Origin of the sequence: Pseudomonas graminis (assembly GCF_001705435.1) — a bacterium.
Lineage (GTDB): Bacteria > Pseudomonadota > Gammaproteobacteria > Pseudomonadales > Pseudomonadaceae > Aquipseudomonas > Aquipseudomonas graminis_B.
On the sequence record NZ_MDEN01000060.1, the window covers coordinates 254930 to 280630 of the forward strand.

Annotated in this window: 29 protein-coding genes, 4 tRNA genes and 1 rRNA gene; all 34 read right to left on the reverse strand. The window is 54.7% G+C overall.

Annotated features, from left to right (window positions below):
• Positions 1-111: 111 nt before the first annotated feature.
• The gene (gene rpsN, locus BBI10_RS10525) at positions 112-417 is read right to left on the reverse strand and encodes a 30S ribosomal protein S14 (RefSeq protein WP_003186042.1); all 306 of its coding nucleotides are present in this window, start codon (positions 415-417) and stop codon (positions 112-114) included.
• A gap of 13 nt (positions 418-430) precedes the next feature.
• A complete protein-coding gene (gene rplE, locus BBI10_RS10530) occupies positions 431-970 on the reverse strand; it encodes a 50S ribosomal protein L5 (protein WP_037017720.1) in 540 nt (179 codons plus the stop codon).
• 20 nt (positions 971-990) lie between these two features.
• A complete protein-coding gene (gene rplX / locus BBI10_RS10535; protein ID WP_002555478.1) occupies positions 991-1305 on the reverse strand; it encodes a 50S ribosomal protein L24 in 315 nt (104 codons plus the stop codon).
• Positions 1306-1316: 11 nt separating this feature from the next.
• Positions 1317-1685 carry a 50S ribosomal protein L14 gene (rplN, locus tag BBI10_RS10540; protein ID WP_002555479.1) on the reverse strand — a complete coding sequence of 123 codons (369 nt, stop codon included), beginning with the start codon at positions 1683-1685 and terminating at the stop codon, positions 1317-1319.
• 23 nt (positions 1686-1708) lie between these two features.
• A complete protein-coding gene (gene rpsQ, locus BBI10_RS10545; RefSeq protein WP_003194644.1) occupies positions 1709-1975 on the reverse strand; it encodes a 30S ribosomal protein S17 in 267 nt (88 codons plus the stop codon).
• Positions 1976-1977: 2 nt separating this feature from the next.
• The gene (gene rpmC / locus BBI10_RS10550; RefSeq protein WP_002555481.1) at positions 1978-2169 is read right to left on the reverse strand and encodes a 50S ribosomal protein L29; all 192 of its coding nucleotides are present in this window, start codon (positions 2167-2169) and stop codon (positions 1978-1980) included.
• A complete protein-coding gene (gene rplP / locus BBI10_RS10555; RefSeq protein ID WP_003186052.1) occupies positions 2169-2582 on the reverse strand; it encodes a 50S ribosomal protein L16 in 414 nt (137 codons plus the stop codon). Before rplP ends, rpmC begins: the two co-directional genes overlap by 1 nt.
• A gap of 12 nt (positions 2583-2594) precedes the next feature.
• Complete coding sequence (rpsC, locus tag BBI10_RS10560; protein ID WP_003176422.1) at positions 2595-3281, reverse strand: 30S ribosomal protein S3; 687 nt, start codon at positions 3279-3281, stop codon at positions 2595-2597.
• Between the two features lie 13 nt (positions 3282-3294).
• Positions 3295-3627 (reverse strand): 50S ribosomal protein L22, encoded by a 333-nt coding sequence (gene rplV, locus BBI10_RS10565; protein ID WP_003103908.1) that lies wholly within the window; start codon positions 3625-3627, stop codon positions 3295-3297.
• A 13-nt stretch (positions 3628-3640) separates the two neighbouring features.
• Complete coding sequence (rpsS, locus tag BBI10_RS10570; protein WP_002555486.1) at positions 3641-3916, reverse strand: 30S ribosomal protein S19; 276 nt, start codon at positions 3914-3916, stop codon at positions 3641-3643.
• Between the two features lie 16 nt (positions 3917-3932).
• A complete protein-coding gene (rplB, locus tag BBI10_RS10575) occupies positions 3933-4757 on the reverse strand; it encodes a 50S ribosomal protein L2 (protein ID WP_003176423.1) in 825 nt (274 codons plus the stop codon).
• A gap of 14 nt (positions 4758-4771) precedes the next feature.
• The gene (rplW, locus tag BBI10_RS10580; protein WP_065988457.1) at positions 4772-5071 is read right to left on the reverse strand and encodes a 50S ribosomal protein L23; all 300 of its coding nucleotides are present in this window, start codon (positions 5069-5071) and stop codon (positions 4772-4774) included.
• A complete protein-coding gene (gene rplD / locus BBI10_RS10585; RefSeq protein ID WP_065988458.1) occupies positions 5068-5670 on the reverse strand; it encodes a 50S ribosomal protein L4 in 603 nt (200 codons plus the stop codon). The genes rplW and rplD overlap by 4 nt, the downstream gene beginning before the upstream one ends.
• Positions 5671-5682: 12 nt before the next feature.
• The gene (gene rplC, locus BBI10_RS10590; RefSeq protein ID WP_065988459.1) at positions 5683-6318 is read right to left on the reverse strand and encodes a 50S ribosomal protein L3; all 636 of its coding nucleotides are present in this window, start codon (positions 6316-6318) and stop codon (positions 5683-5685) included.
• Between the two features lie 81 nt (positions 6319-6399).
• Positions 6400-6711 (reverse strand): 30S ribosomal protein S10, encoded by a 312-nt coding sequence (gene rpsJ, locus BBI10_RS10595; RefSeq protein ID WP_003186070.1) that lies wholly within the window; start codon positions 6709-6711, stop codon positions 6400-6402.
• A 139-nt stretch (positions 6712-6850) separates the two neighbouring features.
• Positions 6851-8044, reverse strand: a complete 1194-nt coding sequence (gene tuf, locus BBI10_RS10600) for an elongation factor Tu (RefSeq protein ID WP_024646116.1) — start codon at positions 8042-8044, stop codon at positions 6851-6853.
• 31 nt (positions 8045-8075) lie between these two features.
• A complete protein-coding gene (gene fusA, locus BBI10_RS10605; protein ID WP_065988460.1) occupies positions 8076-10181 on the reverse strand; it encodes an elongation factor G in 2106 nt (701 codons plus the stop codon).
• 30 nt (positions 10182-10211) lie between these two features.
• Positions 10212-10682 (reverse strand): 30S ribosomal protein S7, encoded by a 471-nt coding sequence (gene rpsG / locus BBI10_RS10610; protein WP_002555493.1) that lies wholly within the window; start codon positions 10680-10682, stop codon positions 10212-10214.
• Positions 10683-10799: 117 nt separating this feature from the next.
• The gene (gene rpsL / locus BBI10_RS10615; RefSeq protein WP_002555494.1) at positions 10800-11171 is read right to left on the reverse strand and encodes a 30S ribosomal protein S12; all 372 of its coding nucleotides are present in this window, start codon (positions 11169-11171) and stop codon (positions 10800-10802) included.
• A gap of 200 nt (positions 11172-11371) precedes the next feature.
• The gene (gene rpoC, locus BBI10_RS10620) at positions 11372-15571 is read right to left on the reverse strand and encodes a DNA-directed RNA polymerase subunit beta' (RefSeq protein ID WP_065988461.1); all 4200 of its coding nucleotides are present in this window, start codon (positions 15569-15571) and stop codon (positions 11372-11374) included.
• 63 nt (positions 15572-15634) lie between these two features.
• Complete coding sequence (gene rpoB, locus BBI10_RS10625; RefSeq protein ID WP_065988462.1) at positions 15635-19708, reverse strand: DNA-directed RNA polymerase subunit beta; 4074 nt, start codon at positions 19706-19708, stop codon at positions 15635-15637.
• Between the two features lie 221 nt (positions 19709-19929).
• Complete coding sequence (gene rplL, locus BBI10_RS10630) at positions 19930-20295, reverse strand: 50S ribosomal protein L7/L12 (RefSeq protein WP_019409897.1); 366 nt, start codon at positions 20293-20295, stop codon at positions 19930-19932.
• Positions 20296-20373: 78 nt separating this feature from the next.
• Entirely contained in the window at positions 20374-20874 is a 501-nt protein-coding gene (rplJ, locus tag BBI10_RS10635) for a 50S ribosomal protein L10 (RefSeq protein ID WP_065988463.1), read from the reverse strand.
• A 197-nt stretch (positions 20875-21071) separates the two neighbouring features.
• A complete protein-coding gene (rplA, locus tag BBI10_RS10640) occupies positions 21072-21767 on the reverse strand; it encodes a 50S ribosomal protein L1 (RefSeq protein WP_065988464.1) in 696 nt (231 codons plus the stop codon).
• Entirely contained in the window at positions 21767-22198 is a 432-nt protein-coding gene (gene rplK, locus BBI10_RS10645; RefSeq protein ID WP_037017696.1) for a 50S ribosomal protein L11, read from the reverse strand. Before rplK ends, rplA begins: the two co-directional genes overlap by 1 nt.
• A 119-nt stretch (positions 22199-22317) precedes the next feature.
• Positions 22318-22851, reverse strand: coding sequence for a transcription termination/antitermination protein NusG (gene nusG / locus BBI10_RS10650; protein WP_003317113.1), 534 nt, complete (start codon positions 22849-22851; stop codon positions 22318-22320).
• A gap of 9 nt (positions 22852-22860) precedes the next feature.
• Positions 22861-23229, reverse strand: a complete 369-nt coding sequence (secE, locus tag BBI10_RS10655; RefSeq protein ID WP_037017694.1) for a preprotein translocase subunit SecE — start codon at positions 23227-23229, stop codon at positions 22861-22863.
• 44 nt (positions 23230-23273) lie between these two features.
• Positions 23274-23349 (reverse strand) — tRNA-Trp (locus BBI10_RS10660).
• A gap of 174 nt (positions 23350-23523) precedes the next feature.
• Positions 23524-23599: transfer RNA gene (locus BBI10_RS10665), tRNA-Thr, on the reverse strand.
• A gap of 26 nt (positions 23600-23625) precedes the next feature.
• A tRNA-Gly gene (locus BBI10_RS10670) sits at positions 23626-23699 on the reverse strand.
• A gap of 27 nt (positions 23700-23726) precedes the next feature.
• Positions 23727-23811 (reverse strand) — tRNA-Tyr (locus BBI10_RS10675).
• Positions 23812-23953: 142 nt separating this feature from the next.
• On the reverse strand, positions 23954-24391 hold the full coding sequence (locus tag BBI10_RS10680; protein ID WP_065988482.1) for a hypothetical protein: 438 nt from the start codon (positions 24389-24391) through the stop codon (positions 23954-23956).
• Positions 24392-24448: 57 nt separating this feature from the next.
• On the reverse strand, positions 24449-25405 hold the full coding sequence (gene birA / locus BBI10_RS10685; RefSeq protein ID WP_065988465.1) for a bifunctional biotin--[acetyl-CoA-carboxylase] ligase/biotin operon repressor BirA: 957 nt from the start codon (positions 25403-25405) through the stop codon (positions 24449-24451).
• Positions 25406-25596: 191 nt separating this feature from the next.
• A 5S ribosomal RNA gene (gene rrf, locus BBI10_RS10690) occupies positions 25597-25701 on the reverse strand; the annotation flags it as partial.

Genomic DNA, 25701 nt, shown 5'->3' on the forward strand with positions numbered 1-25701 from the left:
CTAGGCGCACCCCAGAAATGAATCAAGCCCCAAAAGGGGCTTGATTCAAATTCAGGCTCTACGCCCATCGGTTCATGGTGATCACGATGGACGCAGTGCGAGAATAGCTGCTTACCAGCTGGCTTTAACCAGACCTGGTACGTCGCCACGCATTGCTGCTTGACGCAGCATGTTACGGCCGAGGCCGAACTTGCGATATACGCCGTGCGGACGACCTGTCAGGCGGCAACGGTTACGCATGCGCGAGGCACTTGCGTCACGTGGTTGCTTCTGCAGTGCGACCGTTGCTTCCCAACGTGCTTCTGGACTTGCGTTCAGATCCACGATGATCGCTTTCAGCGCAGCACGCTTGGTAGCGTACTTGGCAACGGTGAGCTGACGCTTCAGCTCACGGTTTTTCATGCTCTTCTTGGCCATGGTCCTACTCCAATCAGTTGCGGAACGGGAACTTGAAAGCACGCAGCAATGCGCGACCTTCTTCGTCCGTACGAGCAGTGGTGGTCAGGGTAATGTCCAGACCGCGCAGGGCATCGATCTTGTCGTAGTCGATTTCCGGGAAAATGATCTGCTCTTTAACGCCCATGCTGTAGTTACCACGACCATCGAAGGACTTGGCATTCAGGCCGCGGAAGTCGCGGACCCGAGGCAGGGAGATCGACAGCAGACGATCCAGGAATTCATACATACGCTCACGGCGCAGAGTCACTTTGACACCGATCGGCCAACCTTCACGGACTTTAAAGCCTGCGATAGATTTGCGAGCGTAAGTCACAACGACTTTTTGGCCGGTGATTTTTTCCAGGTCTGCAACAGCGTGCTCGATGACTTTCTTGTCACCGATCGCTTCGCCCAGACCCATGTTCAGGGTGATCTTGGTAACGCGTGGAACTTCCATCACGTTCGAAAGCTTAAGTTCTTCCTTAAGCTTCGGTGCGATTTCTTTCCAGTAAATCTCTTTTAGTCGTGCCATGGTCTTCTACCTAGCAGTGTTCAAGCATCAACCGCTTTTTGGGTCGACTTGAAGACACGAATTTTCTTGCCGTCTTCAACTTTGAAACCAACGCGATCAGCTTTGTTGGTTGCGCCGTTGAAAATGGCGACGTTAGAAGCGTGCAGTGGCGCTTCTTTCTCGACGATACCGCCCTGTACGCCCGACATCGGGTTTGGCTTGGTATGACGCTTCACCAGGTTGATCCCACCAACGACCAGACGGTCGTCAGCGAGAACCTTGAGCACCTTACCGCGCTTACCTTTGTCTTTGCCGGCGATCACGATGATCTCGTCGTCACGACGAATCTTTTGCATGTCGGATCTCCTTACAGCACTTCTGGGGCGAGCGAGACGATCTTCATGAACTTCTCAGTACGAAGTTCACGGGTCACTGGCCCAAAGATACGGGTGCCGATCGGCTCTTGCTTGTTGTTCAACAGAACAGCAGCGTTGCCATCAAAGCGGATGATGGAGCCGTCTGCGCGACGAACACCGTGGCGAGTGCGGACTACTACGGCAGTCATCACTTGGCCTTTCTTCACCTTACCGCGCGGAATTGCTTCCTTGACGGTAACTTTGATGATGTCACCGATACCAGCGTAACGACGATGAGAGCCACCAAGCACCTTGATGCACATAACGCGGCGTGCGCCGCTGTTATCGGCCACATCGAGCATGGATTGAGTCTGAATCATATAATTTCTCCGACCCCTAGCCCTTAGACTTCCACAGCGCGTTCGAGAACATCAACCAGCGCCCAAGATTTAGTCTTGGCCATCGGACGAGTTTCACGAATAGTGACCTTGTCGCCGATGTGGCACTGATTGGTTTCGTCGTGCGCGTGCAGCTTAGTCGAACGCTTAACGTATTTACCGTAGATTGGGTGCTTGACGCGACGCTCGATCAGTACGGTGATGGTCTTGTCCATCTTGTCGCTGACGACACGGCCAGTCAGCGTACGGACGGTTTTTTCGGCTTCAGCCATGATTACTTACCTGCCTGCTGGTTGAGCACAGTCTTCACGCGAGCGATGTCACGCTTAACTTGCGAGAGCAGGTGAGACTGCCCCAACTGGCCAGTTGCTTTCTGCATGCGCAGATTGAACTGGTCGCGCAGCAAGCCGAGCAGTTGCTCGTTCAGTTGCTGTGCTGATTTTTCACGAAGTTCATTCGCTTTCATCACATCACCGTCCGCTTAACAAAGGAGGTGGCGAGCGGCAGCTTTGCAGCAGCCAGGGCGAAAGCCTCACGCGCCAACTCTTCGGAAACACCCTCGATTTCATACAGGACTTTGCCTGGCTGAATCTGGGCAACCCAGTACTCCACGTTACCCTTACCTTTACCCATCCGAACTTCGAGGGGCTTTTTGGTAACAGGCTTGTCCGGGAATACACGGATCCAGATCTTGCCGCCACGTTTAACGTGACGGGTCAGTGCGCGACGCGCTGACTCGATCTGACGAGCGGTGAGACGACCACGAGCAACAGACTTCAGCGCGAACTCGCCGAAGCTGACTTTGCTACCGCGCAGTGCCAGACCACGGTTGTGGCCGGTCATCTGCTTGCGGAACTTCGTACGCTTAGGTTGCAACATTTGGCGTACCCCTTACTTAGCAGCTTTTTTACGAGGCGCTGGTGCTTGCGGCTTCAGCTCTTCTTGGCGACCACCAATTACTTCGCCTTTGAAGATCCAAACCTTTACACCGATCACACCATAAGTGGTGTGAGCTTCGTAGTTGGCATAGTCGATGTCGGCACGCAGGGTGTGCAAAGGCACACGACCTTCGCGATACCATTCAGTACGTGCAATTTCAGCACCGCCGAGACGACCGCTCACTTGGATTTTGATGCCTTTGGCACCAATGCGCATGGCGTTCTGCACTGCGCGCTTCATAGCGCGACGGAACATTACACGACGCTCCAGCTGCTGAGCTACGCTCTGCGCAACCAGCATACCGTCGAGCTCCGGCTTACGGATCTCTTCGATATTGATGTGCACAGGCACACCCATTTGCTTGGTCAGGTCCTGACGCAGTTTCTCAACATCTTCACCTTTCTTCCCGATAACGATACCTGGACGAGCGGTGTGGATGGTGATGCGTGCAGTCTGCGCCGGACGATGGATATCGATACGGCTTACGGACGCGCTTTTTAGTTTGTCTTGGAGATACTCTCGCACCTTCAGATCAGCGAACAAATAGTCCGCATAAGTCCGACCGTCTGCGTACCAGACGGAGGTGTGCTCCTTGACGATTCCCAGGCGAATGCCAATGGGATGTACTTTCTGACCCATCTCTTCGACTCCGTTACTTGTCAGCAACCTTGACAGTGATATGGCAAGACCGCTTGACGATGCGATCAGCACGGCCTTTGGCACGTGGCATGATTCGCTTCAGCGAACGCCCTTCGTTGACGAAAACGGTGGAGACCTTAAGGTCATCAACGTCTGCGCCTTCGTTATGCTCGGCGTTGGCTACGGCCGACTCCAGCACTTTCTTCATGATCTCGGCGGCTTTCTTACTGCTGAAAGCCAACAGGTTGAGCGCTTCGCCCACCTTCTTCCCGCGGATCTGGTCGGCGACCAAGCGGGCTTTCTGGGCGGAGATTCGAGCGCCCGACAACTTAGCGGCTACTTCCATCGTTCCTTACCCCTTAACGCTTGGCTTTCTTGTCTGCCACGTGCCCACGATAAGTGCGGGTACCGGCAAACTCGCCTAGTTTGTGGCCGACCATGTCTTCGTTCACGAGAACAGGAACATGCTGACGACCGTTATGCACAGCAATGGTCAAACCGACCATTTGTGGCAGGATCATAGAACGGCGCGACCAGGTCTTAACTGGTTTGCGATCGTTCTTTTCCGCCGCCACTTCGATCTTCTTCAGTAGGTGAAGATCAATAAAAGGACCTTTTTTCAGAGAACGTGGCACTGTCGTATCCCTCTATTTACTTGCGACGACGGACGATCATTTTGTCGGTACGCTTATTACCACGAGTCTTCGCGCCCTTAGTCGGGAAGCCCCACGGCGATACCGGATGACGACCACCAGAGGTACGACCTTCACCACCACCATGTGGGTGGTCAACCGGGTTCATGGCAACACCACGAACGGTTGGGCGAACGCCACGCCAGCGTTTGGCACCAGCTTTACCCAGCGAACGCAGGCTGTGCTCGGAGTTCGAGACCTCGCCCAGAGTCGCACGGCATTCAGCCAGAACTTTACGCATCTCACCGGAGCGAAGACGCAGGGTCACGTAGACACCTTCACGAGCGATCAGCTGTGCAGATGCACCAGCGGAACGAGCGATCTGGGCACCTTTACCCGGCTTCAATTCGATGCCGTGAACGGTAGAACCCACTGGAATGTTGCGCAGCTGCAGAGCGTTGCCTGGCTTGATTGGAGCCAGAGCGCCTGCGATCAGCTGGTCGCCAGCACTCACGCCTTTAGGCGCGATGATGTAACGACGCTCGCCGTCTGCGTACAGCAGCAGTGCGATGTGAGCAGTACGGTTTGGATCGTATTCAATACGCTCGACGGTGGCAGAAATGCCATCCTTGTCGTTGCGACGGAAATCGACCAGACGATAATGCTGCTTATGACCACCACCGATGTGACGAGTAGTGATGCGGCCATTGTTGTTACGACCACCAGTCTTCGATTTTTTCTCGAGCAGCGGTGCGTGAGGAGCGCCTTTGTGCAGCTCCTGGTTGACCACCTTGACCACAAAACGGCGGCCAGGGGAAGTCGGTTTGCATTTAACGATTGCCATGATGCACCCCTTCCTTACTCAGCACTGCTGCTGAAATCGAGATCTTGGCCTGGCTGAAGGGAGATAACTGCCTTCTTCCAGTCATTACGCTTGCCCAGACCGCGAGCAGTGCGCTTGGTCTTACCCATAACATTCAGGGTAGTGACACGCTCTACTTTCACGCTGAACAGGCTTTCGACGGCCTTCTTGATTTCCAGCTTGGTTGCATCAGTAGCAACCTTGAAAACGAACTGACCTTTTTTGTCTGCCAGAACCGTAGCCTTCTCGGAAACGTGCGGGCCAAGCAGAACTTTAAATACGCGTTCCTGGTTCATCCCAGCAGCTCCTCGAATTTCTTCACGGCCGACACAGTGATCAACACTTTGTCGTATGCGATCAGACTAACTGGATCGGAACCTTGAACATCACGCACATCAACGTGCGGCAGGTTACGAGCAGCCAGGTACAGGTTCTGATCAACAGCGTCCGACACGATCAAAACGTCGGTCAGGCTCATGTCGCTCAGCTTGCCCAGCAGATCTTTGGTTTTCGGCGATTCAACAGCGAAATCCTGAACCACGACCAGACGATCAGTGCGAACCAGTTCAGCAAGGATGGAGCGCAGTGCAGCGCGATACATCTTCTTGTTGAGCTTCTGAGAATGATCCTGAGGACGTGCTGCGAAAGTGGTACCGCCGCCGCGCCAGATCGGGCTACGGATAGTACCGGCACGAGCACGGCCAGTACCCTTTTGACGCCAAGGGCGCTTACCGCCACCGGATACGTCAGAACGGGTCTTTTGCTGCTTGCTGCCCTGACGACCGCCAGCCATGTAGGCCACGACTGCCTGGTGAACCAGCGTCTCGTTGAATTCGCCGCCAAATGTCAGTTCGGAAACTTCGATCGCTTGGGCGTCATTTACATTTAATTGCATGTCAGCTTCCCCTTAACCGCGAGCCTTGGCTGCTGGACGTACAACCACATTGCCGCCAGTAGCGCCAGGAACAGCACCCTTGACCAACAACAGATTGCGTTCAGCGTCCACGCGCACTACTTCCAGGGACTGCACGGTCACGCGCTCAGCGCCCATATGACCGGACATTTTTTTGCCCTTGAATACACGACCAGGAGTCTGGCACTGGCCGATAGAGCCCGGGACGCGGTGGGACACGGAGTTACCGTGAGTATTATCTTGGCCACGGAAATTGTGGCGCTTGATAGTACCTTGGAAGCCTTTACCTTTGGACTGACCGGTAACATCTACCATCTGGCCAGCAGCAAAGATTTCTGCATTGATCAGATCGCCAGCCTTGTATTCGCCTTCTTCAAGACGGAATTCCAAGACAGTACGACCAGCGGCAACGTTCGCCTTAGCGAAGTGACCTGCTTGAGCAGCAGTCACACGGGAAGCACGACGCACGCCGACAGTGACTTGCACTGCACGATAGCCATCGACTTCTTCGGTTTTGAACTGGGTGACGCGATTCGGCTCGATCTCAATGACCGTAACCGGAATGGAGACACCTTCTTCGGTGAAAATACGGGTCATACCGCATTTACGACCGACTACACCAATAGTCATGTTGTAAACCTCATGAGTGTACGGGGCTTTCACCCGCTATGGCCGCCCATTTCAGAGCGTTACACGACCAAGACCCGAGTCTTAGCCGAGGCTGATCTGTACTTCCACACCTGCCGCAAGATCAAGCTTCATCAGCGCATCAACGGTTTTATCCGTTGGCTGGACAATGTCCAGAACACGCTTATGAGTACGGATCTCGTACTGGTCGCGCGCGTCTTTGTTGACGTGCGGAGAAACCAGAACGGTGAACCGCTCTTTACGGGTAGGGAGTGGAATCGGACCACGCACTTGAGCACCAGTACGTTTCGCGGTTTCCACGATTTCCTGGGTGGATTGGTCGATCAGGCGATGGTCAAAAGCCTTCAACCTGATACGGATTTGCTGATTTTGCATTGGATTTCAGACTCCAGGCTACTTCCCACCGAGCGCAATACGCCCGTTTAAAGGAGGCGCAATTCTATAGACGAGCTAACAGGGTGTCAACCCAATAAAAAAGCCCCCGCAAGCGGGGGCTCTTTTTGAAGATCATCGCTTACGCGATGATTTTGGCTACGACGCCAGCGCCGACGGTACGACCGCCTTCACGGATAGCGAAACGCAGACCGTCTTCCATTGCGATTGGCTTGATCAGGGTAACGGAAACTTTCACGTTATCACCTGGCATAACCATCTCAACGCCTTCCGGCAGTTCGCAGCTACCAGTTACGTCGGTAGTACGGAAATAGAACTGTGGACGGTAGCCTTTGAAGAAAGGAGTGTGACGACCGCCTTCTTCTTTGCTCAGAACGTAGATTTCAGCTTCGAACTGAGTGTGAGGCTTGACGGTACCTGGCTTGACCAGAACCTGACCACGCTCAACGTCGTCACGCTTGGTGCCGCGCAACAGAACGCCGCAGTTCTCGCCAGCACGACCTTCGTCGAGCAGCTTACGGAACATTTCAACACCGGTGCAGGTGGTGACGGTAGTGTCACGCAGACCAACGATTTCCAGTGGATCTTGAACCTTGACGATACCGCGCTCAACACGACCAGTCACAACAGTACCGCGACCAGAGATCGAGAATACGTCTTCGATTGGCATCAGGAACGGCTTGTCGACAGCACGCTCTGGCTGAGGGATGTAGCTGTCCAGAGTTTCAACCAACTTCTTGACGGCAGTGGTGCCCATCTCGTTGTCGTCTTTGCCTTCCAACGCCATACGGGCGGAGCCGATGATGATTGGAGTGTCGTCACCTGGGAAGTCGTAAGTGCTCAGCAGATCGCGCACTTCCATCTCAACCAGTTCCAGCAGCTCAGCGTCGTCTACCAGGTCAGCCTTGTTCAGGAAGACCACGATATACGGAACGCCTACCTGACGGGACAGCAGGATGTGCTCACGAGTCTGTGGCATCGGACCATCAGCAGCCGAACAAACCAGGATAGCGCCGTCCATCTGGGCAGCACCGGTGATCATGTTCTTGACGTAGTCAGCGTGACCCGGGCAGTCAACGTGTGCGTAGTGACGTACAGACGAGTTGTACTCAACGTGAGCAGTGTTGATGGTGATACCGCGAGCCTTCTCTTCTGGTGCGCTGTCGATCTTATCGAAGTCAACACGAGCCGAACCGAAGACTTCGGAGCAGACGCGAGTCAGAGCAGCGGTCAGCGTGGTTTTACCATGGTCAACGTGACCGATGGTGCCAACGTTGACGTGCGGAAGGGAACGATCAAATTTTTCTTTAGCCACGACAAATAACTCCTAGCCTAAAGGCGCTGAATCAGCCTTGTTTTTTGGTTACAGTTTCGACGATGTGCGACGGAGCTGTATTGTATTTTTTGAATTCCATAGAGTAGCTTGCGCGACCTTGGGACATGGAGCGAACGTCGGTCGCATAACCGAACATCTCACCCAACGGAACCTCGGCACGAATTACCTTGCCGGAGACCGTATCTTCCATACCCAGGATCATGCCGCGACGACGGTTAAGGTCGCCCATCACGTCACCCATATAGTCTTCAGGCGTAACAACCTCTACAGCCATGATCGGTTCAAGCAACTCACCGCCGCCCTTCTGGGCCAGTTGCTTGGTCGCCATGGAAGCAGCCACCTTAAACGCCATCTCGTTCGAGTCGACGTCGTGGTAAGAACCATCAAACACGGTAGCCTTCAGGCCGATCAGCGGATAGCCGGCGACAACGCCGTTCTTCATCTGCTCTTCGATACCCTTCTGGATAGCCGGGATGTATTCCTTAGGAACCACACCACCCACTACTTCGTTCACGAATTGCAGACCTTCCTGACCTTCGTCAGCAGGTGCAAAACGGATCCAGCAGTGGCCGAACTGACCACGACCGCCGGACTGACGAACGAACTTGCCTTCGATTTCACAGTTCTTCGTGATGCGCTCACGATACGAAACCTGAGGCTTACCGATGTTGGCTTCGACGTTGAACTCACGGCGCATCCGGTCAACCAGGATGTCCAAGTGCAGCTCGCCCATGCCAGAGATGATCGTTTGACCAGTCTCTTCATCAGTTTTGACGCGGAAAGACGGGTCTTCTTGAGCAAGCTTGCCCAGTGCGATACCCATTTTTTCCTGGTCATCCTTGGTTTTAGGCTCTACGGCAACCGAAATAACCGGCTCCGGGAAGTCCATCCGAACCAGGATGATTGGCTTGTCAGCGTTGCACAAGGTTTCACCAGTGGTGACATCCTTCATGCCGATCAAGGCCGCGATGTCGCCAGCGCGTACTTCCTTGATCTCTTCGCGAGCGTTTGCGTGCATTTGCACCATACGACCCACGCGCTCTTTCTTGCCCTTGACCGAGTTGATCACGCCGTCGCCGGATGCCAACACGCCCGAGTAAACACGGACGAAGGTCAGCGTACCCACGAATGGATCGGTAGCGATCTTGAACGCCAGAGCCGAGAACGGCTCGTTGTCGTCCGCGTGACGCTCCATTTCCTCTTCCTCGTTATCAGGGTTCGAACCCTTGATAGCAGGAATGTCGACTGGAGCCGGCAGGTAGTCGATCACAGCGTCGAGAACCAGGGGAACACCCTTGTTCTTGAAGGAAGAACCGCAAACAGCAAGAACGATCTCACCAGCAATAGTACGCTGACGCAGAGCAGCCTTGATTTCCTCGTTGGTGAGTTCCTCACCCTCAAGGTATTTGTTCATCAGCTCTTCGCTGGCTTCAGCCGCAGCCTCAACCATGTTGCTGCGCCATTCGTCAGCCAGCTCCTGCAGCTCTGCAGGGATAGGCTTGCGAACAGGGACCATACCTTTGTCGGAATCGTTCCAGTAGACCGCTTCCATAGACATCAGATCTATCTGACCTTGGAAGTTGTCTTCAGAACCGATTGCCAACTGGATCGGCACCGGAGTGTGACCCAAACGCTGCTTGATCTGGGCAATTACCCGCAGAAAGTTTGCGCCAGCACGGTCCATTTTGTTCACGTAAACAATACGTGGAACGCCGTACTTGTTGGCTTGACGCCATACGGTTTCGGACTGAGGCTCTACGCCAGAGGTACCACAGAAAACAACGACCGCGCCGTCGAGTACACGCAGGGAACGCTCAACTTCAATCGTGAAGTCTACGTGGCCCGGGGTGTCAATCACGTTGAAGCGATATTGGTCTTTGTGCTGCTTCTCGGAACCCTGCCAAAAGGCAGTAATAGCAGCAGAAGTAATGGTAATACCACGCTCCTGCTCCTGAACCATCCAGTCGGTGGTCGCGGCGCCATCATGCACCTCGCCCATCTTGTGGCTTTTGCCGGTGTAAAAAAGGACGCGCTCGGTGGTGGTGGTTTTACCAGCATCCACGTGAGCGACGATACCAATGTTACGGTAACGGCTGATCGGTGTAGTACGAGCCATAAAGCCCTCGCAAAATTAGTGACGCTGAAATTAGAAGCGGTAGTGCGAGAAAGCTTTGTTGGCTTCAGCCATACGGTGCACGTCTTCACGCTTCTTGACCGCAGCACCTTTACCTTCGGCGGCGTCCAACAGTTCGCCAGCCAAACGCAGAGCCATAGACTTCTCACCGCGCTTGCGCGCGAAGTCTACCAGCCAACGCATTGCCAGAGCATTACGACGGGACGGACGAACTTCGACCGGGACCTGGTAAGTAGCACCGCCTACACGGCGCGACTTCACTTCGACCAGCGGAGCGATGGCGTCGAGAGCTTTCTCGAAGATTTCCAGGGGATCGGAGTTCTTGCGTTCTTTAACCTTTTCCAGCGCGCCATAAACGATACGCTCGGCGACGGCTTTCTTGCCGCTTTCCATAACGTGGTTCATGAACTTGGCCAGAATCTGGCTGCCGTATTTTGGATCGTCAAGCACTTCGCGCTTGGCTGCTACGCGTCTTCTTGGCATGGATAAGCCCTCAAACGGTCTTCAGGTTCGCTCGGAATCAGCACCTAATGGCGCCTCCGACCTTACTCTTATCGACTCAGAAAATAAGATGATTCAATTTTTTTCAAAAAGCCGCTACTACTTAGGCTTCTTGGTACCGTACTTCGAACGACCCTGGTTACGACCTTTGACACCGGAGGTATCCAACGAACCGCGGACGGTGTGGTAACGAACACCTGGCAAGTCTTTTACACGGCCGCCGCGAATCAGTACGACGCTGTGCTCTTGCAGGTTGTGGCCTTCACCGCCGATGTACGAGGAAACCTCGAAACCGTTGGTCAGACGCACACGGCATACTTTACGCAGTGCCGAGTTAGGTTTTTTCGGCGTAGTTGTGTACACGCGAGTGCACACACCACGACGCTGCGGGCAGTTCTGCAGCGCAGGCACGTCGGATTTCTCGACGATACGCTTACGCGGCTGACGTACCAGCTGGTTGATAGTTGCCATCTACTAGCTCCACTGTTGTCTTGCGACGCTATTGTCTTACAAGAAAAGCAAAATGGCAGGACATACGTCCCGCCAGATTTAGGGGTACAAGAGTCTAAAGAGGATCCTGCCCCCAGTCAAGGCAAAGCCCCGATGTCCACAGCCACTGGCAACCCATCAACCGGTTGAGACCAATGACTGTGAAAATCGGGGCCCTACTCTCAATTACTGCTTGAGTTCAACGCTTCAGTGAGCGCGGCTTCAACTTCGCTCGCACTTACACGCATCGGCTTGTCGGCTTCACGACGACGCTTGCGCTCGCTGTGATATGCCAGACCGGTACCTGCAGGGATCAGACGACCCACTACCACGTTTTCTTTCAGGCCGCGCAGATAATCGCGCTTGCCGGTAACCGCCGCTTCGGTCAGTACGCGAGTGGTCTCCTGGAAGGAGGCCGCCGAGATGAACGATTCGGTGGACAGCGACGCCTTGGTGATACCAAGCAACACACGAGTGAATTTGGAAACAAATTTCTCGTCGGTCGCAAGGCGCTCGTTTTCAACCAGGACATGCGTCAACTCCATCTGGTCACCCTTGATGAAGCTGGAGTCGCCAGACTCAGCGATCTCGACCTTACGCAGCATCTGACGAAGGATCGTTTCAATGTGCTTGTCGTTGATCTTCACGCCTTGCAGGCGGTAAACGTCCTGAATCTCGTTGACGATATATTTCGCCAGAGCGCTGACACCCAGCAGGCGCAGGATATCGTGCGGATCGCTTGGGCCGTCGGAGATAACCTCACCACGGCTGACTTGCTCACCTTCGAAGACGTTCAGATGACGCCATTTTGGAATCAGCTCTTCGTACGGATCGGTACCATCGTTTGGCGTGATAACGAGACGACGCTTGCCTTTGGTCTCTTTACCGAACGCGATCGTACCGCTGACTTCAGCCAGGATCGATGCTTCTTTAGGGCGACGCGCCTCGAACAAGTCGGCAACGCGCGGCAGACCACCAGTGATGTCACGGGTTTTGGAGGTCTCTTGCGGGATACGGGCGATAACGTCACCCACACCCACTTGCACACCATCCGCAACACCGACGAGGGCGTTTGCCGGCAGGAAGTACTGAGCCGGTACGTCAGTACCCGGCAGCAGCAGATCCTTACCGTCAACACCAACCATCTTGACCGCAGGACGAATGTCTTTACCTGCTGCAGGACGATCTTTGGCATCCAGTACTTCGATGTTCGTCAAACCGGTCAATTCGTCCGTCTGGCGCTTGATCGTAATACCTTCCTCCATGCCCACGTAGGTCACGGTACCTTTCATCTCGGTGACGATTGGGTGAGTGTGTGGGTCCCACTTGGCCACGATGGACCCGGCGTCGACCTTGTCACCTTCCTTCACGAGAATCACAGCACCATACGGCAGCTTGTAGCGCTCGCGCTCACGACCGAACTCGTCGGCGATTGCCAATTCACCGGAACGCGACACCGCGACCAGGTGACCATCAAGACGCTCAACGTGCTTCAAGTTGTGCAGACGAACGATACCGCCGTTCTTCACCTGAACACTGTCAGCAGCAGAAGTACGGCTTGCCGCACCACCGATGTGGAATGTACGCATGGTCAGCTGGGTACCCGGCTCACCGATCGACTGAGCCGCGATAACGCCGACCGCCTCACCGATGTTCACCTGGTGACCGCGCGCCAGATCACGGCCATAGCACTTGGCGCAGATACCGAAACGTGTTTCACAGCTGATCGGAGAGCGTACGATCACTTCGTCGATGCTGTTCAGCTCGATGAATTCAACCCACTTCTCGTCAACCAGTGTGCCGCCCGGAACGATGACATCTTCAGTGCCAGGCTTGAATACGTCACGGGCGATCACTCGACCCAATACGCGTTCGCCCAACGGCTCTACGACGTCGCCACCTTCAATGTGCGGCGTCATGACCAGACCGTGTTCAGTACCGCAGTCAACCTCGGTAACGACCAGATCTTGTGCCACGTCTACAAGACGACGAGTCAGGTAACCAGAGTTCGCGGTTTTCAACGCGGTATCCGCAAGCCCCTTACGAGCACCGTGCGTCGAGATGAAGTACTGAAGAACGCTCAAACCTTCACGGAAGTTAGCAGTGATCGGTGTCTCGATGATCGAGCCATCCGGCTTGGCCATCAGACCCCGCATACCTGCCAACTGACGAATCTGTGCTGCGGAACCCCGCGCACCCGAGTCAGCCATCATGTACATCGAGTTGAAGGATTCCTGATCAACGGTCTCACCGTGACGATCGACAACCTTCTCTTTCGAGAGGTTCGACATCATCGCCTTGGAGACTTCATCGTTGGCCTTGGACCAGAGGTCGATCACCTTGTTGTACTTCTCGCCCTGGGTAACCAGGCCGGAGGCGTACTGACTCTCGATTTCTTTCACTTCATCGGTTGCTGCGTCGATGATGCGAGCTTTTTCATCAGGGATAACAAAGTCGTTAACGCCGATGGAGACACCCGAGATCGTCGAATAGGCAAAACCGGTGTACATCAGCTGGTCAGCGAAGATTACAGTCTCTTTCAGGCCAACCACGCGGTAGCACTGGTTGATCAGCTTGGAGATTGCCTTCTTCTTCATCGGCTGATTGACGACGTCGTATGACAAGCCGGCCGGAACCACTTGGAACAGCAGCGCACGGCCGACGGTTGTGTCGACGATACGAGTGTTCTTGACGCTGCCACCGTCACGATCATTGATCGTTTCGTTGATGCGCACTTTCACTTTTGCATGCAGAGCGGCTTCGCCCGCACGGAATACACGGTCCACTTCCTGCAGATCCGCGAATACACGACCTTCGCCTTTGGCGTTGATCGCTTCACGAGTCATGTAGTACAGACCCAATACAACGTCCTGCGAAGGAACGATGATTGGCTCACCGTTCGCTGGCGACAGAATGTTGTTGGTCGACATCATCAGCGCACGGGCTTCGAGCTGGGCTTCCAGCGTCAGCGGCACGTGAACAGCCATCTGGTCACCGTCGAAGTCGGCGTTGTATGCCGCACAGACCAACGGGTGCAGCTGGATCGCTTTACCTTCGATGAGAACCGGCTCAAACGCCTGGATCCCCAGACGGTGAAGCGTCGGCGCACGGTTCAGGAGCACCGGGTGTTCGCGAATGACTTCGGCGAGAACGTCCCAGACTTCTGGCAGCTCGCGCTCGACCATTTTCTTGGCAGCTTTTATGGTGGTAGCGAGACCACGCATCTCGAGCTTGCCGAAAATGAACGGCTTGAACAGCTCCAGTGCCATCTTCTTGGGCAGACCGCACTGATGCAGACGCAGGGTCGGACCTACGGTAATTACCGAACGGCCAGAGTAGTCAACACGCTTACCGAGCAAGTTCTGACGGAAACGGCCCTGCTTACCCTTGATCATGTCAGCCAGGGATTTCAGAGGACGCTTGTTCGAACCTGTGATGGCGCGACCGCGACGACCGTTATCAAGCAACGCATCCACAGCTTCCTGCAACATGCGCTTTTCGTTGCGCACGATGATGTCAGGAGCAGACAGATCGAGCAGGCGCTTCAAGCGGTTGTTACGGTTGATCACTCGACGATAGAGATCGTTAAGGTCGGAAGTCGCGAAACGACCACCATCCAGCGGGACCAGTGGACGCAGATCTGGCGGCAGAACCGGCAGGACGGTCAACACCATCCATTCTGGAAGGTTGCCGGAACCCTGGAAGGCTTCCATCAACTTCAGACGCTTGGACAGCTTCTTGATTTTGGTCTCGGAGTTGGTTTGCGGAATCTCTTCGCGCAGCCGGCCAATCTCGTGTTCCAGATCAATAGCGTGCAGCAGCTCGCGGACAGCCTCGACACCCATACGGGCGTCGAAATCGTCACCGAACTCTTCGAGAGCCTCGAAGTATTGCTCGTCGTTTAGCAGTTGCCCTTTTTCGAGCGTGGTCATGCCCGGATCGATAACGACATAGCTCTCGAAGTAGAGAACGCGTTCGATATCACGCAGGGTCATGTCCATCAGCAAGCCGATACGGGACGGCAGCGATTTCAGGAACCAGATGTGAGCTACCGGCGAAGCCAGCTCGATGTGAGCCATGCGCTCACGACGGACTTTGGCCAGCGCGACTTCAACGCCACACTTCTCGCAGATGACGCCACGATGCTTCAAGCGCTTGTACTTACCGCACAGGCACTCGTAATCCTTGACCGGGCCAAAGATCTTGGCGCAGAACAGGCCGTCACGCTCAGGTTTGAACGTACGGTAGTTGATGGTTTCCGGTTTTTTAACTTCACCGAACGACCACGAACGGATCATCTCAGGCGACGCCAATCCAATACGGATAGCGTCGAACTCTTCGACTTGACCCTGGTTTTTCAGCAAATTCAGTAGGTCTTTCAAGGCCTTTCCTCCTGGCGGAGCAGAGGGCAGTCATACCGACCCACCCTCGATTCGCGTCACGTGTTATTCGGTTTCCAGATCGATATCGATACCGAGCGAACGGATTTCTTTGATCAACACGTTGAAGGACTCGGGCATGCCCGGCTCCATACGGTGATCGCCGTCCACGATGTTCTTGTACATCTTGGTCCGACCGTTCACGTCGTCCGACTTCACTGTGAGCATTTCTTGCAGAGTGTACGCCGCGCCATAAGCTTCCAGCGCCCAAACCTCCATCTCCCCGAAACGCTGACCACCGAACTGAGCCTTACCACCCAGCGGCTGCTGGGTAACCAGGCTGTACGAACCAGTGGAACGCGCGTGCATCTTGTCGTCCACCAAGTGGTTCAGCTTCAGCATGTACATGTAGCCAACGGTGACCGGACGCTCAAACTTGTTGCCGGTACGGCCGTCGAACAGCTGCATCTGGCCACTGTCCGGCATGTCCGCCAGGCGGAGCATTGCCTTGATTTCGGATTCCTTCGCACCGTCAAATACCGGGGTAGCCATTGGAACGCCGCCACGCAGGTTCTTCGCCAGATCCAGAATCTCCTGATCAGACAGGTCATCTAGACTCTCTTGACGGCCGCCAATCTCGTTGTAGATCTCGTTCAGGAACTTACGCAGCTCAACGACTTTACGCTGCTCTTCAAGCATGCGGTTGATCTTCTCGCCCAACCCCTTAGCCGCGAGGCCGAGGTGGGTTTCGAGGATCTGACCGACGTTCATACGCGAAGGTACACCCAACGGGTTGAGGACGATATCCACCGGAGTACCGTTGGCATCGTGCGGCATGTCTTCAACCGGCATGATCACGGAGACCACACCTTTGTTACCGTGACGACCGGCCATCTTGTCGCCAGGCTGGATACGACGGCGGATGGCAAGGTAAACCTTGACGATCTTGAGTACACCTGGAGCAAGATCATCGCCCTGCTGCAGCTTGCGCTTCTTGTCTTCGAACTTGTCGTCAAGCAGACGGCGACGATCGACGATGTAAGCCTGAGCTTTCTCGAGTTGCTCGTTCAGCGCATCTTCGACCATGCGCAGCTTGAACCACTGACCGTGTTCCAGGCCGTCCAGAATTTCATTGGTGATTTCCTGCCCCTTCTTCAGGCCAGCACCACCTTCAGCGGTACGACCCACCAGAGCGGAACGCAAACGTTCGAACGTTGCGCCTTCAACAATGCGGAACTCTTCGTTCAGGTCCTTGCGGATCTCGTCGAGCTGGCTCTTCTCGATGGACAGCGCACGAGCATCACGCTCAACGCCATCACGAGTGAAGACCTGAACGTCGATAACGGTGCCTTTGGTACCGGTAGGCACGCGCAAGGACGTGTCTTTAACGTCGCTTGCTTTTTCACCGAAGATCGCACGCAGCAGCTTCTCTTCCGGGGTCAGCTGGGTCTCGCCTTTCGGAGTGACCTTACCTACCAGGATGTCGCCAGCGCCGACTTCAGCGCCTACATAAACGATACCAGCTTCATCCAGCTTGTTCAGTGCTGCCTCACCCACGTTAGGGATGTCGGCAGTGATCTCTTCAGGCCCGAGCTTGGTATCACGCGCCACACAGGTCAGTTCCTGAATGTGGATCGTGGTGAAGCGGTCTTCCTGAACAACACGCTCGGACAGGCAGATGGAGTCTTCGAAGTTGAAGCCGTTCCACGCCATGAACGCGATGCGCATGTTCTGACCCAGCGCCAGTTCACCCATATCGGTGGACGGGCCGTCAGCCATGATGTCGCTACGCTGAACGCGGTCACCCTTGCTCACCAGCGGACGCTGGTTGATGCAGGTATTCTGGTTCGAACGTGTGTATTTGGTCAGGTTGTAGATGTCGACACCGGCTTCGCCTGTCTCAACTTCGTCATCTGCAACACGAACCACGATACGGCTGGCGTCTACCGAGTCGATCACGCCGCCACGACGGGCCACGACGCAAACACCGGAGTCACGCGCAACGTTGCGCTCCATGCCAGTACCAACCAGCGGCTTGTCAGCGCGCAATGTTGGGACAGCCTGACGCTGCATGTTCGAACCCATCAACGCACGGTTGGCGTCGTCGTGCTCAAGGAACGGGATCAGCGATGCCGCGACCGATACAACCTGCTTCGGCGAAACATCCATCAGGGTGACGTCTTCCGGCGCCTTGACGGTGAACTCGTTCAAGTGACGAACAGCAACCAGCTCGTCAATCAGGATCTTCTTGTCGTTCATTGCGGCAGAAGCCTGGGCAATGACGTGATCTGCTTCCTCAATAGCCGAGAGGAAAACAATTTCGTCAGTTACCAGAGCATCTTTAACCACACGGTACGGGCTCTCGAGGAAGCCGTACTGGTTGGTGCGCGCATAGGCAGCCAAGGAGTTGATCAGACCAATGTTCGGACCTTCCGGCGTTTCAATCGGGCACACGCGCCCGTAGTGAGTCGGGTGTACGTCACGGACTTCAAAGCCAGCACGCTCACGCGTCAGACCACCAGGGCCGAGTGCAGAGACGCGACGCTTGTGAGTGATCTCGGACAGCGGGTTGTTCTGGTCCATGAACTGTGAAAGCTGGCTGGAACCGAAGAACTCTTTCACCGCCGCCGCTACAGGCTTGGCGTTGATCAGGTCTTGAGGCATCAGGCCTTCGCTTTCCGCCATCGACAGACGTTCTTTGACCGCGCGCTCAACACGCACCAGACCTACACGGAACTGGTTCTCGGCCATCTCACCTACGCAACGAACGCGACGGTTACCAAGGTGATCGATGTCATCGACGATGCCTTTACCGTTACGGATGTCGACCAGGGTCTTCAGCACAGCGACGATGTCGTCTTTGTGGAGCACGCCAGAACCTTCGATCTCGGTACGACCGATACGACGGTTAAACTTCATCCGACCTACAGCCGACAGATCGTAACGCTCTGGGCTAAAGAACAGATTGTTGAACAAGGTCTCGGCAGCATCCTTGGTAGGTGGCTCGCCAGGACGCATCATCCGATAGATTTCGACCAGGGCTTCAAGCTGATTGCCGGTCGAGTCGATCTTCAAGGTGTCGGAAATGAACGGGCCGCAGTCGATATCGTTCGTGTATAGCGTCTCGATACGGACAACCTGAGCCTTGGCAATCTTCGCCAGGATCTCGGTGTTCAGTTCGGTATTGCACTCGGCAATGATCTCACCCGTCGCCGGGTGCACGATCGCCTTGGCGCTAGTGCGGCCGATTACGTAGTCGAGCGGAACTTCAAGGGTCTTGATGTTCGCTTTTTCGAGCTGGTTAATGTGGCGAGCCGTGATACGACGGCCTTGCTCAACAATGACCTTGCCCTTGTCGTCCAGTATATCCAGAACGGCAATTTCGCCACGCAGGCGCTGAGGCACCAACTCCAGATTCAGGTTCTCGCCATGAACGTGGAATACGTTGGTGGTGTAGAAGGCATCCAGCACTTCTTCAGTGGTGTAACCCAATGCACGGAGCAGAACCGATGCAGGGAGTTTGCGGCGACGGTCGATACGTACGAAGACACAGTCTTTCGGATCGAATTCGAAGTCCAGCCACGAACCACGGTAAGGAATGATGCGAGCCGAGTACAACAGTTTGCCAGAGCTGTGCGTCTTACCGCGGTCGTGGTCAAAGAACACGCCTGGGGAACGGTGCAGCTGGGAAACGATCACTCGTTCGGTACCGTTGATAACGAAGGTACCGTTCTCAGTCATCAGGGGGATTTCACCCATGTAGACTTCTTGCTCTTTGATGTCCTTGATCGCTTTATTCGACGATTCTTTGTCGAAAATGATCAGACGTACTTTTACCCGCAAAGGTACGGCGTATGTCACACCGCGGAGCACGCATTCCTTGACATCAAAAGCCGGTTCGCCCAGACGATAACCCACATACTCCAAAGCAGCATTGCCGGAGTAGCTGATGATCGGGAAAACAGATTTGAAGGCCGCATGCAGGCCCACGTCGCGGAACTGATCTTTAGTCGCTCCCGCTTGCAAGAATTCACGATACGAATCCAGCTGGATGGCCAGGAGGTAAGGCACATCCATGACGTCCGGCAACTTGCTAAAGTCCTTGCGGATACGTTTTTTCTCAGTATATGAGTAAGCCATCAGCGTTCCCCAGCTTGGTCACCTGCTTGTTTGGCTCCTCCCGACGGGAGCAGCCAGAAAAATCTTGCGAACCCCATGGTTCGCGCCACCGTTCAAGGTGGGTAGATCACGTAATCAGCGCTAACCGAATCAGCTGCCAACAACGGAAAAAGGCCGGTGGCAGAAGCCACCAGCCATCAGCCTTTCGCTTAACGCTTGGGCTGGAAACGCAAAGTCGATGCTTACTTCAGCTCGACTTTAGCGCCTGCTTCTTCCAGGGTAGCCTTGGCTTTGTCAGCAGCGTCTTTTGCTACTGCTTCCAGGACCATTGCTGGAGCGCCGTCAACGACTGCCTTGGCTTCTTTCAGGCCCAGACCGGTCAGTTCACGAACTGCTTTAATGACGTTAACTTTCTTCTCGCCCGCTTCCAGCAGCATGACGTTGAATTCGGTTTGCTCTTCAACAACGGCAGCAGCAGCAGCTGGGCCAGCGGAAGCAGCGGCAGCGCTAACACCGAATTTCTCTTCGAATGCTTTGATCAGCTCTACAACCTGCAGAACGGACATTTCAGCTACGGCGTTGAGGATATCGTCTTGAGAGATAGACATGACTCTAATTCCTGAATTGGGGGACGGCCTACGCGACCATCGAAATAAACAAAAATACGCGAGAGGAAGTGCCTGCCCTTAGGCTGCAGCGGCTTCTTTCTGTTCGCGGATGGCCGCCAGTGTACGAGCGAGCTTGCTGGTAGCGCCTTGAATCACGCTCATCAGCTGCGAAATCGCTTCGTTGCGGGTCGGCAATGTTGCCAGTACGTCGATCTGATTAGGTGCGAGGAACTTGCCCTCGAACGCAGCTGCCTTGATCTCGAACTTATCCTGACCTTTAGCGAACTCTTTGAACAAACGGGCAGCAGCGCCAGGGTGTTCATTGGAGAACGCGATCAAGGTCGGGCCGGTGAACACATCGTTGAGGACACTGTATTCAGTGTCAGCAACGGCGCGCTTGAGCAGGGTGTTACGTACGACACGCACGTATACGCCAGCTTCACGAGCCTCTTTACGGAGTCCGGTCATCGCGCCTACTGTCACACCGCGGGCATCAGCCACAACAGCAGACAGAGCGTTTTTGGCAGCCTCGTTGACTTCAGCGACGATGGCCTTCTTGTCTTCGAGTTTAATTGCCACGGGTTTAACTCCTGCTTGTTACCGTTTCATCTGACCTGAGCCGGATGTCGTTTTGGTGTCTGATTCGGTAAGGAACCGGGAGCACCATCTGCGTAGGCTTGAGGTTTAAGACTTTCGCCGCCTACGGTCTTGGATAGCCCCCGCCAGGCAGGGACCCCAATTTTCGCAACGGCGCGGTTACCCGCGCCGTGCCAGTCTCACGCGTCCAACGAACCTTGGTCGATGACCAAGCCTGGGCCCATAGTGGTGCTCAGGGTTACGCGCTTGACGTAGATACCTTTCGAGGAAGCAGGCTTGATACGCTTCAAATCAGCGATCAGTGCTTCAACGTTCTCACGCAGCTTGTCTGCTTCGAAGCCGACCTTGCCAACGGAAGTGTGGATAATGCCGTTTTTATCGGTGCGATAGCGAACCTGACCAGCCTTGGCATTTTTAACGGCAGTGGCTACGTCTGGAGTAACAGTACCGACCTTCGGGTTAGGCATCAGGCCACGCGGGCCGAGGATCTGACCCAACTGACCAACAACACGCATTGCGTCCGGGGAGGCAATAACGACGTCATAGTTCAGATCGCCGCCCTTCATTTCAGCAGCCAGATCGTCCATACCAACGCGGTCAGCACCGGCAGCCAGAGCAGCTTCAGCAGCTGGACCCTGAGTAAATACGGCTACACGAACGGTCTTGCCAGTGCCGTGTGGCAGTACGGTAGCGCTACGTACAACCTGGTCGGATTTACGTGGGTCAACACCGAGGTTCACAGCAACGTCTACGGACTCGCTGAACTTCACTGTCGACAACTCAGCCAGCAGGGCAGCAGCTTCGTTGAAGTTATACGATTTGCCAGCTTCAACCTTGGAAGCGATAGCCTTTTGGCGCTTAGTCAGCTTAGCCATTACACACCCTCCACGTTAAGGCCCATGCTGCGAGCGGAACCGGCGATTGTACGCACGGCGGCGTCCATATCAGCAGCGGTCAAGTCGGCATTTTTTGCCTTGGCGATTTCTTCAAGCTGAGCACGGGTCACAGTGCCAACTTTTACGGTATTCGGACGAGCCGAGCCGCTGGTCAAGCCAGCTGCTTTTTTCAGCAGTACCGAAGCCGGGGTGCTTTTGGTTTCAAATGTGAAGCTGCGGTCACTGTAAACAGTGATGATCACAGGAGTAGGCAGACCTGGCTCAATACCCTGAGTACGGGCGTTGAACGCTTTGCAGAACTCCATGATGTTCACGCCGTGCTGACCCAGCGCAGGACCAACGGGCGGGCTCGGGTTAGCCTGAGCGGCTTTCACTTGAAGCTTGATGTAAGCGGTAATCTTCTTGGCCATGAGGCACTCCAATTACGGGTTCTAGCGCCTCGAGAGGCTCCCCGGTTACTTGCGCGTTTATCCCGGTGACGAAAAAACCCCACAGCCCAAGGCTGCGGGGTATGGGATTCTGAGATCAGTTACGCCTTTTCGACCTGACTGAACTCCAGCTCCACCGGAGTGGAGCGTCCGAAAATGAGCACGGCAACTTGGATCCGACTCTTCTCGTAATTGACCTCTTCAACGGTACCGTTGAAGTCAGCAAACGGACCGTCTGTAACACGAACGACTTCGCCCGGCTCGAACAGAGTTTTTGGCTTTGGCTTATCGCTGCCATCAGCGACGCGACGCAGAATGGCTTCAGCTTCTTTATCGGTAATTGGGGCAGGCTTGTCTGCAGTGCCGCCAATGAAGCCCATGACACGAGGAGTATCCTTAACCAAGTGCCAGGTACCTTCGTTCATGTCCATCTGGACAAGCACATAGCCAGGGAAGAACTTACGTTCACTTTTGCGTTTCTGGCCGTTACGCATTTCCACTACTTCTTCAGTAGGGACCAGAATTTCGCCGAAGCCATCTTCCATGCCTGCAAGCTTTACGCGCTCAACCAGTGAGCGCATGACATGCTTCTCGTAACCCGAGTAGGCATGCACTACGTACCAACGCTTAGCCACGGGACACCCTTAGCCGACAATCAAGGAAACAAGCCAGCCGAGCAGGGAATCCAACCCCCACAACAGCAGCGCCATCACAAGAACCACTGCAACCACGATCAAAGTGGTCTGGGTAGTCTCTTGGCGCGTAGGCCACACGACTTTACGAATCTCAGCGCGCGCTTCCTTGGCCAAAACAAAGAAAGCCTTGCCCTTCCCCGTCTGCAGCGCCACATAGGCTGCCACGGCGGCGATTACAAGCAGGGCAAGAACGCGATACAGGATTGGTTGCGCAGAATAGTATTGATTTCCAACGACACCCACGACCACCAGAAGCACTACTACAAGCCACTTCACGAGATCAAACCGGGAGTCTTGGGCTTCAGCCTTTGGATTCATCTACTAAAATCCTGTGAAAAGAAAGCCAGATACATTTGAGAATCTGGCAGGTCAGGAGGGAATCGAACCCCCAACCTACGGTTTTGGAGACCGTCGCTCTGCCAATTGAGCTACTGACCTAAAAGCAAAATCAGGCCGAACATTATGCGGACCTGACAGGAAGATTTCAACAGCAACTCGATAATGCGATGGCAAAAATCGACTCACTGCAGCACCAGCTCACCAAGAGCGTAAAGATCCCGGGATTCTTGGCGCCTAAAACAAAGGCAGATACTCACATATCTGCCTTAGTAATGGAGCTCTTGAGCGGATTTGAACCGCTGACCTCACCCTTACCAAGGGTGTGCTCTACCAACTGAGCTACAAGAGCAAAACACATTGCACAACCAGCAAACTTGGAGCGGGTAGCGGGAATCGAACCCGCATCATCAGCTTGGAAGGCTGAGGTTCTACCACTAAACTATACCCGCTGAGCTTTGCTGCTTACGCTCAAAATATGGTGGAGGGGGAAGGATTCGAACCTTCGAAGTCGTAGACGTCAGATTTACAGTCTGATCCCTTTGGCCGCTCGGGAACCCCTCCTAAGCGAGGCAGCATTCTATATCATGCCACCCTTCTGTCAACCCTTTTCTCAATAAAAACTTGAGGTTACAAGCATTGACTCTTGCTACATCAGTACGAATCAAGCGATCTGCACTGCGAAGCGGGCGCCATTCTATTCAAACTAATCTGGGGTTGCAATGCCTTCACACGACATTATTTCATTTTTTAGCATGGGAAAATCTCTACGGAGCTCGGCGATAAGCGCATCGCTCACCAGCCGCCTACTCGCAGGCGCAATTTTTAGCCAAAACACGCTGCCTTGCTGATCCAGGCGCTTTCCCAGGTGAGTATCGATATCCAACGCAACAAGGCGCTGCTCGAGAAGCGTCACCTCAGCCCGCTTGGCGGTGCCGCCCAAATAGAGGCATTTCTCTTGCTCTGCGTCCATCCGCTCCTTACCCCTACCCAATCCGGACTCGCTAAGCAGCCGAATATCCTGGCCATATGATCGATGGGTTAACAGCGGCTCGACCTCTTTCGGGCGTAGCGGCGCATCCTGCTGCTGCCAGACAAAATAAAGACCGTTCAACATGAGCAACAAAAAAAACGCCCAGGGCATAATCACCTCATAGACAACACGCATCCGAATGCATATATACCAACTCCTATCTCTACCCTAATTACCCTCGAGCCTCAGACTCACCTCCCCCCCGGCAAACCGCTCCTCACGGCCACCTACCTCCAGCCGTAGCGCTCCATCGTCACCAACTCCCAAGACCACACCCTGGGTGATCTTCGCACCCGTAGTGAGAGCGACCGCAAGGCCCTGCCATAAGTGCTTGTCTTCCCAATCTCTTCGGTAGGCCGCAAAGCCTTTCTCCTGATGACCAGCAAGATAAACGCTGAGATTTCGACTGAGCGCGCAAGCAACACGATTCCGATCCTGAACATGCACAAGCTCCAGAGCCAATGAAGTCCAAGCCTGGTCTACGTTAATGGATTCACGCATATTTACGTTGATCCCAATACCAATCACTACATGACATACATTGGCAGGATCGCCGGTGAGTTCGAGCAGAACCCCAGCAATCTTCTTACCGCCAACCAGAATGTCGTTAGGCCATTTCAGCCCCGCAGTACCAATACCGAGCTCTCGCAGCGTATCTACCACAGCAAGGCCTACGAGAAGACTGAGGCCATCCAGGCGGCGCGTCCCGCCATCCAGACGCAAGGCGAGGCTGTAATAGAGATTTTCAGCGAAAGGACTTACCCACTGACGGCCACGCCTTCCGCGGCCAGCCGTCTGCCGCTCTGCAAGAACCAAGCAAGGAAGTTCAGCGCCTGAATTCGCTACTCGCATGGCTTCAGCATTAGTTGAGTCGATAATTTCGTGAATCCTGCACGTCCAACCCAACCCGATATGCTCCCGGCGCAGCGCCTCATAGTCCAGCAAGGACAGCGGCGACGCCAATCGGTAGCCACGACCGCGCACCTTGTAAATTTCTATGCCGAGGTCAGCCTGGACCTGCTGCAGCTTCTTCCAGACGGCGCTCCGGCTGACGCCCAGCGCAAGCCCCAGATCCTCGCCGGAGTGAAACGCACCGTCTTCAAGTAGCTTTAGCAGTGTATGCATGAGTGAGAGTGCCTAGTAGTAAGACGCGCATGATAGCCATACAGAAGACCTGCGCAAGCATACGTTTCACCACTTGGGCCGCAGGCGTGCTGCGCTTGAGCTCTAATTGGTTGGGAGGGTTAGTTGGCAGCTTTTTCCACGCGCCAAAACAAAACCCCATCTGCTTTCGCAAATGGGGTTCTGGAATTTAATCTTGACGATGACCTACTCTCACATGGGGAAACCCCACACTACCATCGGCGATGCATCGTTTCACTGCTGAGTTCGGGATGGGATCAGGTGGTTCCAACGCTCTA